Origin of the sequence: Paenibacillus nasutitermitis (genome assembly GCF_014641075.1) — a bacterium.
GTDB lineage: Bacteria > Bacillota > Bacilli > Paenibacillales > Paenibacillaceae > Paenibacillus_Z > Paenibacillus_Z nasutitermitis.
The window spans coordinates 1,280,207-1,295,620 of the sequence record NZ_BMHP01000002.1 but is presented as its reverse complement, the minus strand read 5'-3'; the positions used below and the strand labels follow the sequence as shown (position 1 = coordinate 1,295,620).

The window sequence follows — 15,414 nt, the reverse complement described above, 5'->3', positions numbered from 1 at the left end:
CGTATATGTCCATTTCATTTCCCAATCGACTCATCATCATCTTTATGCTGACCTATCTGCTGCCTACCCTTGTCATTAACCTGGTCACCTTTAGTTATATCAAAAAAGAAATGCAAGCGGATGCCTCGTCCTGGCTCAGCGGTCTAACCCAGAATACCGGGGAAACAATGGACAGCTATATTCAATTATTGAATGGGATTACCAAAAATCCAGCTTATGATTATACGCTTAATAATATATTGGAAAATCATCTCGACAACCGTGAAGGGATATTGGGTTACTCCTTTGAGGAAACGGCTCAAATCAACGGATGGTTATCTATGATGCTTGCAACCAATCGGAAAAATATTGTATCGGTTGAATTATTCGATCGCAACGGCAATCAATTTAAACTTGGCGAATCCATTACATACATCGATATGAATTGGATAGAGAAAACGGAAGCTGCCAAAGGTGCGGCTTATTTGCTGCCTCCAATGATTGGAGACGACGGCCGACCGCTGTTTGCCGTTTCGCGCTTGTTGTATAACCCGCAGACCTTCCATGAGATTAGTATTGTTCGGCTGTTTTATCGTCTGGATTTTGCCCTGGAAACGGGAAAAGAATTATTAAGCCGTGATGGAAATTTGTTTCTGGTGAACGAGCAAGGACAAGTCATCTTCGACGTCCTGCAACAATGCCTAAATAAACAATGGTCCCAGTGCGCTGGTGCCCAAAAATTTCAAAGCCATTTCAAATCAGATATAACGAACTGGACTCTCATTACGGCAATGCCGCAAGAACAGTTATTTCTAAAAATTAATGAAATTCTACGGTCGTTCCTGTTTATCAATTTATTATTCTTCGTTATTGCGATCATGATCGTTGTAATGGTCAGTTATCGTATTTCATCCCCTTTAAAACGTTTAAGCCGAATGATGCTCACTGCACCGAAGTATCAATTTCATATTGACATACCTGAGACTAAACGGACAGATGAAATTGGCATCATAACGACCAGCTTTAGAAATATGATAGGACATATCCATACATTGATTGATGAAATCCTGTCCATAGAACAACGACGAAAAAAATCAGAAATAGCATCCTTACAGGCACAGATTAATCCTCATTTTTTGTATAACTCCTTAAGCGCGATTGTGATGCAAGCTGAAATAGATGGAAATTACAACATTGCTACCATGGCTGCTAAATTAGGCAAATTACTTCGTTATTCGATCGGCAGGGAGAAGGAATGGGTCAATGTCCAGAAAGAATGCGAATATATAAAATTGTACATTGAGGTTATGAAGTATCGGTATCCAGGATTAAAACTAGACTTGCAAATTGAAGATCGAGTCATGGAATGGCGAATCATCAAATTATTGCTTCAACCCATTGTGGAGAATTCAATCATTCATGGGATTGTACCCAGCGGCCAGGAAGGAACCATTCGAATTGAAATTAAGAGCATCCAGGAGATGGGAGGAAATATGCTCTTCATTCAAATTCATGACAATGGAATCGGTATGGAACCAGAGCAGCTTAAGAAACTCAAAGCATTTACTATAGAGGAACAGGATAAAGATAGTATGGGCATTAGGAATGTTTATGAAAGAATTCTCCTCACTTACACGAAAGGCGGGATTAGCTTTGATATCGAAAGCCAAGTTGGCAATGGAACAACCTTTAACATCAAAATTCCCAAAATGGACGATGAAAGTGTTGATCGCAGATGATGAGGAACTCCTGCGTACCGGATTAACTAAAATGATCGAGCGGATGGAGCTGCCGGTCGTTGTGGTAGGTACGGCAAGCGATGGATTACAAGCGCTGGATATGATAGCTGTACATGAACCTCATGTCCTTCTGACAGACATTCGCATGCCGAACATGGACGGATTGGAACTGATCGAAAATCTTGCCAAAAATCAACATCATATCCGCACGATCATTCTGAGTGGGTATGATGATTTTGATTATGCAAGAAAAGCGCTTCGATCAGGCTGCAGCGACTATTTGGTCAAACCGCCCATCTTTACTGAATTGAGTGAATTGCTCCATTCGATCTACCTGGAATTCTCACTGGAGTTGGAAAAGCTTATAGAAGAGAGCAAAAAAAATGAAATCCTACATCGAAGTCAAGTACTCCTGAAAACGGATTTCCTGAGGACACTCCTTGTTAAAAAAAATAATGTATCGACTAAAAGATGGATAGAACAAGGGGATCGCCTGGGCATCAACCTGGGCTCTGACACCTATGCAGTAGCCATTCTCAGGAGTGAAAAGCGATTTGAAAGAACCCAAAAATACTCTACTGCGGATTGGGAGCTGTTTAAATATGCCTGCTTAAACATTACGGGTGAAATCGTAGATGGCGCGCTCAGCTTTTATGATGAACAAGAACAATTGGTGATCTTGCTGCCTAATCGCTATTCATTCGAGGAAAGTTGTGAAAAGCTGCAGGAAACACGCATGAATCTGTCACATTACCTGCATTTGTCTTTCTCAGTGGCGCTATCCGCATCTTATCCTTTCCATGCAATAGCCGAAGCTTATGTGGAAGCAAATCGGTTATTAAGCGTGCGATTATTACGCGAGAAAAGTGTTCTAGTCACTTCAAAGGAACTGATCCATTATGTCAACGAGGATGTTACCCACCATCTAAAGCAATTAGGCGAGCTTCAAGACTCTGACTCACTAAGCGAGATTCAGATGAAATTAAATCACTGGTTGGAGACCGTGAAGATAGCTGCCTATACACCGCAGGCTTTGGAAAAACTCAAGCAAGAGCTGCGAGTGGCATTGCTTACCCTCACACAAAAACCGCCAATGAAGCAAATTGAACATGAGAGCGGTTTTTTTTCCTCCCAATGGCTTGAACAGCTTGGTCATGCCGATTCCTATTCAGATCAACTTGAACCTATTCATCAAATGATCGAACAATTAGCTAGGCAGCAGAAAGCAGGTCCGCATCAAAACCAAACTGTCGAAAAAGCAACCGCTTACATACAGAAGTATTACAATCGTTCGATTAATTTAGTATCGATCTCAGAGCATGTGCATATGAATCCGGCTTATTTCAGCGTCATGTTTAAGAAAAAGTCCGGCATTGGCGTCATCGAATTTCTTACCGAAGTTCGAATGGAAAAAGCCAAGAAATTGCTTGTTGAAACGGAATTAAAAACGTATCAAATCGCTGAACTAGTCGGTTATAATGACCCTGCCTATTTTTCCAATATTTTTAAACGTCAGTGTGGTATAACGCCTCATGAATATAGAAATACGGCAGCTATAAATGTTACAAGAAATCAATAGATCGTCTATTATCCCTGTCACCTCCTAACTTTACAATAAGGTATAGAGATCATCATGATGACAGGAGGAAAGGCAAATGAGTTATTTCAGGAAAAATGGGGTTGCTTTGAGTTATATACTTCCCGCCGCATTATTAATTACTTTGTTTTTTATAACCTCGATCGTTTACACCTTTTATTTAAGCTTCACCAGCTATGATGGATTGAAGGCTCCGCAGTTCGTAGGTCTTAAAAATTATGTAAAAGTTTTTCAAGATTTAACGTACATTACCTCATTGAAGAACACTTTAATATGGGTTATTGCCACACTCGTTTTTCCCGTAGGACTTGGTTTGCTATTTAGTGTGCTGCTGCAGCATATGAAAGGACAGCGCATTTTTAAAAATATATTTTATCTGCCCTATGCGATGTCGCTAACCGTTGTCGGGGTCATCTGGGTCCTGTTTTTTTCTCGAAATGGGGTTAATTTCATATTGACGAATATAGGTATGGATTGGTTGGCGTTAGATTGGTTGAATAAACCTCCATACAATACTTATGCGATGATCATTGCTTCAGTCTGGCAAGGAACCGGAACCAATATGCTATTGTTTTTAATCGGCCTTGGGGCTCTTCCTAAAGACCCATTTGAAGCTGCTGCGATCGATGGAGCGGGTCGTTTCCGCACATTTTGGAATATTACACTGCCCTTATTGAAACCCATTACGATTGTTGTTATGGGGATGGCGCTCGTTAACAGCTTTAAGATCTTCGATATTATTTGGGTTATGACGATGGGCGGGCCTTATCGCTCCTCGGAGACGCTGGCTGTCACCATGTTCCGTGAGTCCTTTGTGCTGTTCAATCTCGGACAGGGTGCTGCCATATCCATCATATTGACGATCACGTCAATCGCTGTATCGTGGTTCTATCTAAGAAAAACAATGGTGAAAGAGGGCTAATATGAAACAAACGATGCGTATTTTATCTTACACCTTTATTGCCGTTCTTGCGGTGTTATGGCTGCTTCCTATTATTTTAGTGCTGATGAACGCTACAAAATCTTTGGAAGACTTTACGTATGGGAATATATGGAAATTACCTGCAACCTTTCACTTATTTAAGAATATGAGTGAGGCTTTACAGATGGGAGCCTTGGGTCGGGGGATGCTTAACAGCTTTTTGTATAGCTTTTTAGGTGCGGGATTAAGCATTTTCGCTGCTGCGCTTGCCGCTTTTGGTATTGTGATCCTGCGTGTAAAAGGCGGATTTTATTGGTTTTTGCTCATTTATAGCGGCACGATCTTTCCTTTCCAAATGTATTTGGTTCCGTTGTTCAAGGCTTACCAAAGCTTTGGTATTTACGATACATTCGGTGGGATGCTTCTGTTCTATGTTGCGATTTCAATACCGTTCTGCCTGTTCTTGCTTCGCAATTATATGTCGACAATCCCTTATGAAATCGTAGAGTCCGCTCAGTTGGACGGATTTAAAAGCTTCGGCATCTTTACGAGAATCATTTTCCCGCTGCTGCTTCCGCCGATTTCTGTTTTATTGCTTTTTCAGTTTACATGGATCTGGAATGACTTGGTCTTTGGTATGACATTAAGCCGCTCTGAAGCGGTGCGACCCGTTATGGCAGGGCTCGCGACCATGCAGGGCATGTTCTTTCGCTCCGGTGTCACTACGTTGATGGCTGGCATTGTGTTGACATCCTTGCCGACCATTATCTTATTTTTTGTTCTGCAGCGTAATTTCATTAAAGGCATGCTGTTGACGGTGAAATCGTAAAATTTAAATACAAAATAGAGGAGAACTGCACGATGTCAAATTATGATAAAGAACCTCGCATTAACATCAATGGTTGGGATGATCATTGCTGGGAAAACTATGAGTCTATTGGCCAAGAATTAAATAGATTCGCCCAAAATCGGCTGAAAACAGTCATTATCGTTGAATGTTATACGACGGTCCGTATTCAAGAGATCGTTAACGGGTTGAAGCGGAACGGCGGCATCGTTAAAGTCATTAAAGCGGAACGGGCTGCAAAATCGAAAACTGAAATTCATGATATGATCGAGCGTTTTGTCACAGAGGATCGAGTATTCGGGTATATGGCTCCGTTTCAGATAGAAGATTTTTATCATTCGTCCAGAATCGAACAACTTCGGGCTGAACTGGATGCTGTAACCGAGGGCACTGTTGTCATGATCGGAACGGGAGCTTCCTTGATTGGCAAGGGGGACTGTACTATATACGCAGATCTGGCCCGGTGGGAAATACAAAAGAGGTATCGAAGCCACGAATTCGGGAATTGGCTGGAGGATAACTTTGACGAAGATATTCTTAGGAAATATAAACGGGGATTTTTTATTGAATGGAGGGCTGCTGACCGTTTGAAGCGTTCCATTCTGCCGACGGCCCATTATTATTTGGACACCAATCTCAAGGATGCGCCTAAGATGGTTAGCCGGGAAGCTTTATTTGATGGCATCAAGCAGGCTGTTCATCAACCGTTCCGCTTAGTGCCCTATTTCGACCCGGGGGTATGGGGCGGCACTTGGATGGAGCGAAATATCGGGCTTGAAAAACAAAAAAATCCGTACGCATGGAGCTTTGACGGTGTGCCTGAAGAGAATAGCGTGTATTTGCAATTTGGCAGCATCCGGTTAGAAATGCCTTCTGTTAACTTGGTCTTTTTTGAACCGAAAGCATTGCTAGGGAACAAAGTATATGCCCGTTTCGGAGCGGAGTTTCCGATCCGGTTTGACTTCCTGGACACCGTTGGAGGACAGCCTCTCAGCCTGCAGGTCCATCCGCTTGCCGGATATATTCGCGACAAGTTCGGTATGCATTATACGCAGGATGAAAGCTATTATATGCTGGATGTCGAGCCTGGAGCAACCGTATATTTAGGAACGAAGGAAGGGATTAATCCCCAGGACATGCTGGATGATTTGGAGAAGGCCCAAGCGGGCGGATTCTCATTCCCTGCAGAGCAATATATCAATGTGTTTCCTGCGGACAAGCATGACCACTTTAGTATCCCGGCTGGAACTATCCATTGCTCGGGCACAAATGGGATGGTGCTGGAAATTAGCGCAACTCCCTACATTTTCACCTTCAAATTATGGGATTGGGATCGCCTCGGATTAGATGGAAAGCCTCGGCCTGTACATCTCGAGCATGGTGCTCGCAATATCCAATGGGATCGGACAACCGAATGGGTGAAGCAAGAGTTAATTAATCCGATCGTTCAGATTGCAGCGGGCGATCATTGGATTGAAGAGAAGACGGGGCTCCACGAGTACCAGTTTATCGAAACCCGCCGACACTGGTTCAGCGATACAACACCGCATCATACGCATGGCGGCTTCCAAATGCTGAACCTCGTCGAAGGTGAAGAAGCGGTCATTGAAAGTCCAACTGGAGCCTTTGAACCCTTTGTTGTCCATTATGCGGAAACTTTTATCATACCTGCTTCGGTAGGTGAATATACGATTCGTCCGAGTGATTCAAGCCGCAAGGGGAGACATGGGACCATTAAGGCTTTTGTTCGATAATACAGGGGGCGATGCCATATGATAATCGCTATCGATTTCGGAGGAACAAATATTAAAATAGGATTGGTAGACGAGGGGAAGATGTTGGCGCAGACGCATCTTCCTTCGTATTCCGAACGAGGGTTAAGAGCAAGATTAGTCGTTGTTGAGCAAGAAATATATACACTGCTGCAACGGCAAAACGCGGCTCTGCCCGGATGCTCGGGAATAGGCATAGCCACGCCTGGCATAGTGGACACAACACGACGCACGATTTTATCGATTAATAACAAATATGCAGATGCTGTTGGTTTCGATTTTGAGAAGTGGGCTCAAGAGACGTTTGCACTGCCTCTATTGATAGAAAATGATGCACGTGCAGCGTTGCTTGGAGAAGTTCATTACGGGATTGCGCGCGGAGCGAAGGATGCCGTACTTTTGACCTTTGGAACAGGGATTGGAACATCGGCCATGATGAATGGTCAAGTCATAAGAGGTAAACATTTCCAGGCAGGCATCCTGGGAGGGCATTTCTCAACGGATATTAACGGCAACGTATGCAATTGTGGAAATAAAGGCTGCCTGGAGGCGCAAGCCGGTCATTGGGCGTTGTCGTATGCCGTGAAACGACATCCCGATTACCTGCATAGCGAATTGTCCAAATTAGGCATCCTGGGTTACGGCGATATCATCCATGCAGCCCATAATAAGGACGTTGCAGGCATAGACGTATTGGACGAACTGGTAGCTCATTGGAGTGCCGGTATCGTGAATATGATCCATGCGTATGACCCGGAAATCGTCATCCTGAGCGGGGGGTTGATGAAATCGCAACAATTCCTCCTCGCTGCGCTTTATGACAACGTGAATAGGATGAGCTGGACCCCTTGGGGAGAAGTGGAAATAGCAGTAGCCAGCGATCCGGATGCATCAGTACTACTAGGTTTGTCCTCCTTATTTGACAGCACGGATAATGGATCGGTCCACTAAAAGTTCTATATATCTTTCATAAAATCTATAGATATTCTATTAAGGAGAGCTTAATGGTCTTATATTATAGATTTGACTAGTATTTCCAATTTTAAGGAGGAGAACATGTTGAAAAAAAGAGCCGGCCGACCGACGCAAATCTCAAGAATATTACCTCTGCTGCTATGCTTTTGTATGGCATTTCCTTTTTTTTCGCCATTGACGGCAAATGCGGCTGAGGGGGATGTCACCATCGGCAAGGTAGAGCAAACACCAATGGTAAGAGCTGATGGTACGCAGGAAACGAAAGCCTCCATAGTAAACAATGGGGACGGATTTACGGGATGGGCCAAGATTACAGTCGGCAGTGAGCCGGCATATGTAACATCTGTTGGGGCAATAAACGCTGGAGCTAGCGATGTCATTGTACCGGTTACGGATACGAATGAAATGCTGAAGCCAGGCGAAACGACGACCATGAAGCTTGAGCTGTATGATAATGAGCCAGGAGAAGGACCTGCCAAGGCGGTTTATGAGAATAGCAAATGGGAGAGAACGCGCCATTGGGAGTTCTATCTTTCTCAACAAATGCACACGGACTTGGGTTATACCGACTATCAAGAGAATCTTAAGAAATCGTTTTCCGGTTATTTGGATACGGTTAAGCAATATGTGGCCAACTCAGATAATCGAGAATCTGACCTGGAGAAATTCAAATACGCGATTGAGAGCGCATTCATGATGGGTGAAGCCTACATGAAGAACCGGACTGCCGATCAGATTGAGGAACTTAAGGGCTTGATTGAAGGGGATCGAATGATTATCGGCGCCGGGCAATTTAATTATACGCCCGAAAACTATAGTACAGAAGGCGCGGCAAGGGCGACTTATTACACGAATCGACATATGGTCGATATGCTGGGCATCGATCCGACAACGACGGAGTATTTCTTCGATAACCCTTCCATTAGCAAAGGTTATGTGGATATGGCCGTGAAAGCGGGAATCAAGTACGGGCTTCACTCCATGAACTTCGCCCGATCGCCGTACTACAAGGTGAGGCAGTTTGATCTATATTATATGCAAGGAATGGATCCCAATAATAAGATGCTGATCTTCAATGGTCAGAAGTATACGGCGGATTACGGGCTCGGAGCAGGCGTAGACCAGGCGTACACCACCATTATGAATCTGATCCGTGACCTGGAGAATCGCAAAGGAAGAGGAGCCAATCCGGTATTCCCGTATGATAAGTTTGCGATGGCGCTCGTTCCCGCAGGAGATAATCGTCCGCCTGACGAGAAGCATATTATAACGGCCAATGAATTGAATGCGAAATGGCATGAGGATGGCAAATATATTTATCCGAAGATCAAAACCGCTTTTCCACAAGAGTTCTTTGAGGATGTGGAGAAAGAATACGGACATCTGATACCAACCGAAACAGGCACAGAGGAGAACTGGTGGAATGACGGATGGGGAACGACAGCCTATGAATCCGGTATTGCCAAAGAAGGAGAGAAGATCATCCCGGTCGCCGAGACGACTGCTTCCTTAGCATCGGCATTGCTTGGATCCGCTTATCCGTTTGTGGATTTGTCTAATGCAGTTCAGGGCAGCATGCTTTATAACGAGCATACATGGGGAGCTTCAAGCTTTAGTGGCAACAGCAATTACCATAATCAGTTCGAGTGGAAGCGCAGCAATGCATTTGCGGCTCGATCGCTGGCGAACAAGGTGCTTGCCGATTCCTTGAAGCAGTTATCATCACAAGTTCAGACAACAGGCAAAGGCATCTATGTGTATAATCCGTTAAACTGGGTCAGGGATGATATTGTTACCATCACAGATCTAACCGAGTTTCCTGAATATTTTAATATCAAAGACGGAACTGTCTCCGTTCCTTATACCGTCAAGGACGGCGTATTAACGTTTATTGCGGACGATGTGCCGGCGCTAGGCTACAAAACGTTTGAGATTGAAGCGGTGGACGAAGCGCCGACTTTCACGCCTCAAGTGCTTACCGGGGATGATTTTATAGAGAATGCTTACTATAAAGTTACTTTTGCTAAAGATGGTACGATCGCGAGCATTATCGACAAGCAGAATGGCAATCGAGAAATTGTAGACCATCAAGCGCCTGTAAGCTTTAATCAATACCAGTACTATGATGATTACGGCATTCCTAATTCCAATGAAGGGGCAAACTTCTCCCCGGATAAGTGGAAGCTGTATACGCCGAAAGCGGAAGCAGGCAAATTAGACATCCAGGCTAATGGCTACAGTGCCGTTGCGAGTCTGAATACCTCCACGCTCCGCTCGAGCAATATCCGGCAGCATGTCACGCTGTATAATGATATTCCAAGAATTGATATCTTGAATGAAGTCTTGAGAGAATCTCTGCCAACGCTGCAAACGAAAGAGGAAGTTTTCTATACCTTCCCATTCAAGACATCGGGAAGCAACTATGAAATCCGTTATGATCTGCCAATCGGCAACACAACCGAGGGAGAGCAGGTATATGGCACCTCCACCGATTGGTATACGGCTAATAAATGGGTCAACGTAAAAGATAAAAACGACAATTACAATATGATATTGGCCATCCCCAACACGTCGTTATTACAGTTTGGAGAGAGAAGAACGGGAAATTGGTCGTTCGACTATCAATCGGAGAAGCCATATATCTACAGCTATGTGATGAACAATATGTGGCATACCAACTTCCAGGGAGATCAGCCTGGCGAGGTGGACTTTAAGTATTCGATCTTAACGAATCAGGATGCTGATACAGGCGAAATTGCCCGGTTTGGCTGGGAGACCAGCACTCCGCTTCAAGCAACTGTAATAACAGGGGCACAGGACGCCAAATCGGGGCCGATGTCGGACAATCTCATCCAAGTGGACAATGAGAATGTTCAACTGACAACAATGAAATCGGCAGAAGCAAATTCGGACGGCATGATTATTCGTTTCCACGAGATTACGGGCAGCGAAGCATCCAATGTTACAGTAACATTGCCTTTCGCGAATGTAAGCTCCGTGACCGAGACGGATATCATTGAAAACGATTTGATTCAGGTATCCGAATCCGGTACATTCTCGTTTGATTTGCCAGCCTATGGGGTGAAGACGTTCCGTGTCAGATATGGTGTAGCGCCGGCAGCGGTAACGAACCTGGAAGCGGTTACGACAATGAGCAGAGCCAAAACGAATCTGTCTATGACTGCCGCTGTGACAGCTTCCAGCGAGTTCAGTAGCAGTCATGTACCAGGAAACGCAAAAAGTATAGATAATGGACTGGAGTGGGCCTCTAAAGGCCAGAAGAACGCCTGGCTTCAATATAATTGGGCAGAGCCCGTTACCGTTAAGAGTATTCATATTGCCGACAGACCCAACACTAACGATAACATCGTGTCCGCTACCATCACCTTTGATGACGGCACGACGTTTAACGGGATTAACAATCTTCCAATAGACGGCAAGAAACAAGTGTATGTTCTTCCTGAACCGAAAACAATCACGTCGCTCAAAATTGATATCGTAGGCGGCAGCAGCACTGCGAATGTCGGATTGCTAGGCCTGGAAGTGCATTCGACGGATGTCGTTCCGACAAATACAACGCAGGGTACTCAGCTTCATTGGGACTCCGTAGATGGCGCTTTGTACTACGAGATTTTCCGTGGCAAGGCCCCTGAGTTTACAGCGGGTAGCGGTAATTACTTGGGTACATCCAGTCAAACGGTTTGGTTCGATGCACAAGTTACGGGCGATACCGAGAATACGTATTACTATCGTGTTCGTGCGGCAGGAGCAGGAGCCAAAGGTACTGCATCCGATGCAGCAACTCCTGCTGAAGCTCAAATTCTGGATACAACTGACCCGGCGAAACCTGTTCTGGGAGCCGAGGTTAGATCGGTATCAAGAATTGATCTGTTCTGGACACCGGTTGCAGACGATGTGATGATCCAAAATTATGTGGTCTATCGTGACGGTATGAAGCTTGGTGGATTGGACGATAACCATGTTACAACTTATCGTGATCGAACGGTGAAACCGGGTCAAACCTATAAGTATACCGTGCAAGCAGTGGACACCAGTGGTAATGTGGCAACAAGCAATGAAGTGACTATTAAGACGGAGAATGTGCTTACGGCGTTATCCGGTTTGGAAGTATCGAATGGCGTACTATCGCCAAAATTCGACGGTAATAACACGAATTATTCTCTGAAATTCGGCAACAATTTTGCTCTGCTGGAAGGCGTTAGCGTGACGCCAAGCTTAAGTGAAGCGGATCAGGATGCCGTTATCACCGTGAATGGCGTTGAGGTTGAGAGCGGTGCCCAATCCGATCCGATTCCGATTCGAGCAGAGGGCGACACAATTGTAATCAGAGTGTATAAAGATGGGAAAACCAAGGTTTATGATGTTACTGCTACCAGTCAGACCCCTATTATCCCTGCTGCTCTTGCCAGTGCGGGCAGTGAATATAACGGGACCAAAGCTGCAGCGAATCTCATTAATAACAGCGGCATGTCGGGTATTTCTTCGCTCGAGGACACCCATAGGGTGGATGGGAGCGCTAACGATATGTGGCATACGGCGAATAATCCTGGCGGTAATGCCTGGGTAGAAGTTGATCTGGGCAACGTGTACCCATTGGATGAAATGTGGATTTGGAATTTGAATCAATCCGGCTCCACCAATATTCAACGCGGGCTAAAGAATGTAAAGATTGAGTATTCAACGGACAAAAGTGACTGGAAGGCTTTATCGCCGCCTGATGGTCTGATATTCAATGGTGCTACGGATCCCGATTATCCGTTCCAGTTGAAACAAGGTACAGCGCTGGATGCGATGAAGGCAACCAATCTGAACGATGACAAGAGCAGTCCTGTAAGCTTCGGCGGCAAGGAGGCGCGTTATGTTCGCATCACTGCGCATCCGACCAAAGGAATTGGTTCATGGGGAGACAGCTATTTCGGACTGGCCGAGCTTCGATTCACCCGTCAATTGGAATTGACTGAGCTTGTTCCGGTTGAGAGTATTGCCATCTCCGCGGAGAACGACGCGAACGAAATATCCGTGTATGGCGGCAGTCTTCAATTGTCGGCGAAGGTGGAGCCATCTGACGCCACTTATCAGGATGTGATATGGTCTGTCACTGACGAGGGCGGCAATCCTACGAATTTGGCTGTGATTACAGAGACCGGCAAGCTGATTGCCAGCCGCAATGGTGTCGTTAAAGCAGTTGCCACTGCAACTGATAATCCTGATATCTCGAATGATTATACCGTTGAAATTACAGGACAGAAACAGTTGCTGACAGTGGCAAGCGTTATAGCGGGCAGCACTTATGCAGAATCGAAGTCTGCACAGAATCTGATTAATGGTTCTGGTATGAGTACGATGGGAACTGTATTTGACGTCCATGATAACCAGGGGTCGGCGAATACGATGTGGCATACTGCCGCATATCCCGGGGCGAATGCATGGGTTGAATTTGATTTTGGCACGGTGAGTCCTATTGGAGAAATGTGGATTTGGAACTTGAACCAGAATTTAAATTCCAATAGAGGCTTGAAGGATGTCAAATTTGAATACAAGGTTAACCGGGATGACGCGTGGATTGAATTGAAAGGTTCTGGTGCAGCGGAAGACAAAGCGTATCCGTATACCTTGGCGAAAGCAAGCGGTAAACCGGATCAAGCCGCAACTAACCTGGAGAATGGCCAGCCTGTGGCCTTCCATAAAGAAGCGCAGTTTATAAGGATCAAGGCAGATCCGGAAGTTGGGCAAGGCACTTATAGTGGAGAATATTATGGACTAAGTGAAGTACGATTTACACGAGACGATGAAGCGGTAGGCAAAGGCACAATCAGCGGAACAGTAAGCGATAGCGTGGATGCAGTCGAAGGAGCTAGTGTTAGCGTGATGGTGGATGGAGTGGGCTATCAGGCAACAACGGCAGAAGACGGAACCTACAGCATTGCCGATGTGCCGGCAGGAACGGGTTATGTAGTAACGGCATCCAAAGCCGGATACACAAGCGCAAGCGCAACGGATATTGTCGTAGAGGCGAATGAGACAACAACTGTAAACGTGAAGTTGACGGCAATTCCGCCAGTGGAAAATGCAGGCACAATCAGCGGAACAGTAAGCGATAGCGTGGGTGCAGTCGAAGGAGCTAGTGTTAGCGTGATGGTGGATGGAGTGGGCTATCAGGCAACAACGGCTGAAGACGGAACCTACAGCATTGCTGATGTGCCGGTAGGAACGGGTTATGTAGTAACGGCATCCAAAGCCGGGTACAGAAGCGCAAGCGCAACGGATATTGTCGTAGAGGCGAATGAGACAACAACCGTAAACGTGACGTTGATTGCAATTCCGCCAGTGGAAAATGCAGGCACAATCAGCGGAACAGTAAGCGATAGCGTGGGTGCAGTCGAAGGAGCTAGTGTTAGCGTGATGGTGGATGGAGTGGGCTATCAGGCAACAACGGCTGAAGACGGAACCTACAGCATTGCTGATGTGCCGGCAGGAACGGGTTATGTAGTAACGGCATCCAAAGCAGGATACACAAGCGCAAGCGCAACGGATGTGAACGTCATCGAGAATGAATCAACATCAGTCAATCTCGTTCTAACAAAGTTAGAGCCGGTCGAAGAGACATACACATTAGCGATAACGGCCGGAACGGGCGGACGCATTACAGCAGGCGCAAGCGGCGATTATGAAGCAGGCCAAGTCATCACGATAGCAGCCCAAGCTAATTCGTATTATAGCTTCAACGGATGGACATCTGCAGGCAGTGGAGAATTCGCTAATGCAAACAGCGCTAGCACAACCTTTACCATGCCGGCGAACGAAACAACCATTACAGCAACATTTACCTATGTTGGCGGTGGCGGCATTCCAACACCAACACCAACGCCAACACCGACGCCAACACCGACGCCGACGCAGGAAGAGGATATTGAGCCAACAGAACCAGTGGAGACTGATGAGCCTGAGGCTCCAACTGTAGAGCTTTCCGATATTGGTGATCATTGGGCAAAGAGAACCATTGAAAAAGCGGTTGCGCTTGGTTTTGTAAATGGATATGAAGATGGAACTTTCAGAGCGGACCGCAAAGTAACTCGTGGAGAGTTTTCAACGATGTTGGCCCGAGCGCTGAAATTGGAGCTTGGCAATACTGAGTTTAGTTTTGCCGATCAAGACCAAACCCCGGTATGGGCACAGCCATTCATTCAAGCGATTGCCAACGCCGGATTCGTATCGGGATATGAGGATGGCTCATTCCGTACGAATAATGAACTGACCAGAAGTGAGTTAGTTGTTATCATTGTCCGCGCTCTGGGGCTTGAAGTAAATCCGAATGCGACAATAGGGTTTGATGATGCAAACCAAATTCCAGCGTGGGCTAGACCTTATATTGCAGCAGCAGAAGAAGCGGGCCTAATTAAGGGGAGAGGGAATGGCAAATTTAGTCCGAATACAACTTCAACTAGAGCCGAGGCAGTTACTTTGATTTTGGCTATGATGGACTATGTGAAGTAAGTATTATTTAATCCAGAAACATGTTCTATTAATCTAATCTGTAAGACTGAGACGAATTAAGTCTCAGT

At 45.5% G+C, this 15,414-nt stretch carries 7 protein-coding genes; all 7 read left to right on the top strand.

The annotated features are described in order from the left end of the window. The first annotated feature begins 5 nt into the window (after positions 1-5). The 7 genes from IEY46_RS16170 (at position 6) to IEY46_RS16140 (ending at position 15,346) form a co-directional block, all read left to right on the top strand. Entirely contained in the window at positions 6-1,718 is a 1,713-nt protein-coding gene (locus tag IEY46_RS16170; protein WP_188992998.1) for a cache domain-containing sensor histidine kinase, read from the top strand. Then, positions 1,633-3,297: a response regulator transcription factor gene (locus IEY46_RS16165; protein ID WP_229750321.1), complete on the top strand. Its 1,665-nt coding sequence runs from the start codon at positions 1,633-1,635 to the stop codon at positions 3,295-3,297. The genes IEY46_RS16170 and IEY46_RS16165 overlap by 86 nt, the downstream gene beginning before the upstream one ends. Before the next feature lie 76 nt (positions 3,298-3,373). Beyond that, a complete protein-coding gene (locus IEY46_RS16160; RefSeq protein WP_188992996.1) occupies positions 3,374-4,237 on the top strand; it encodes a carbohydrate ABC transporter permease in 864 nt (287 codons plus the stop codon). Position 4,238: 1 nt separating this feature from the next. Then, positions 4,239-5,066 (top strand): carbohydrate ABC transporter permease, encoded by an 828-nt coding sequence (locus IEY46_RS16155; RefSeq protein ID WP_188992995.1) that lies wholly within the window; start codon positions 4,239-4,241, stop codon positions 5,064-5,066. 32 nt (positions 5,067-5,098) lie between these two features. Then, complete coding sequence (locus IEY46_RS16150; RefSeq protein WP_188992994.1) at positions 5,099-6,838, top strand: class I mannose-6-phosphate isomerase; 1,740 nt, start codon at positions 5,099-5,101, stop codon at positions 6,836-6,838. Between the two features lie 18 nt (positions 6,839-6,856). Then, the gene (locus tag IEY46_RS16145; RefSeq protein ID WP_188992993.1) at positions 6,857-7,807 is read left to right on the top strand and encodes an ROK family protein; all 951 of its coding nucleotides are present in this window, start codon (positions 6,857-6,859) and stop codon (positions 7,805-7,807) included. Between the two features lie 105 nt (positions 7,808-7,912). Further along, positions 7,913-15,346 carry a carboxypeptidase regulatory-like domain-containing protein gene (locus IEY46_RS16140; protein WP_188992992.1) on the top strand — a complete coding sequence of 2,478 codons (7,434 nt, stop codon included), beginning with the start codon at positions 7,913-7,915 and terminating at the stop codon, positions 15,344-15,346. Positions 15,347-15,414: the final 68 nt, after the last annotated feature.

Excerpts from the sequence above, each read along its gene's own strand:
- IEY46_RS16170 (WP_188992998.1), top strand. The coding sequence starts at position 6 with ATGTCCATTTCATTTCCCAATCGACTCATCATCATCTTTATGCTGACC.
- IEY46_RS16160 (WP_188992996.1), top strand. The coding sequence starts at position 3,374 with ATGAGTTATTTCAGGAAAAATGGGGTTGCTTTGAGTTATATACTTCCC.
- IEY46_RS16155 (WP_188992995.1), top strand. The coding sequence starts at position 4,239 with ATGAAACAAACGATGCGTATTTTATCTTACACCTTTATTGCCGTTCTT.
- IEY46_RS16150 (WP_188992994.1), top strand. The coding sequence starts at position 5,099 with ATGTCAAATTATGATAAAGAACCTCGCATTAACATCAATGGTTGGGAT.
- IEY46_RS16145 (WP_188992993.1), top strand. The coding sequence starts at position 6,857 with ATGATAATCGCTATCGATTTCGGAGGAACAAATATTAAAATAGGATTG.
- IEY46_RS16140 (WP_188992992.1), top strand. The coding sequence starts at position 7,913 with ATGTTGAAAAAAAGAGCCGGCCGACCGACGCAAATCTCAAGAATATTA.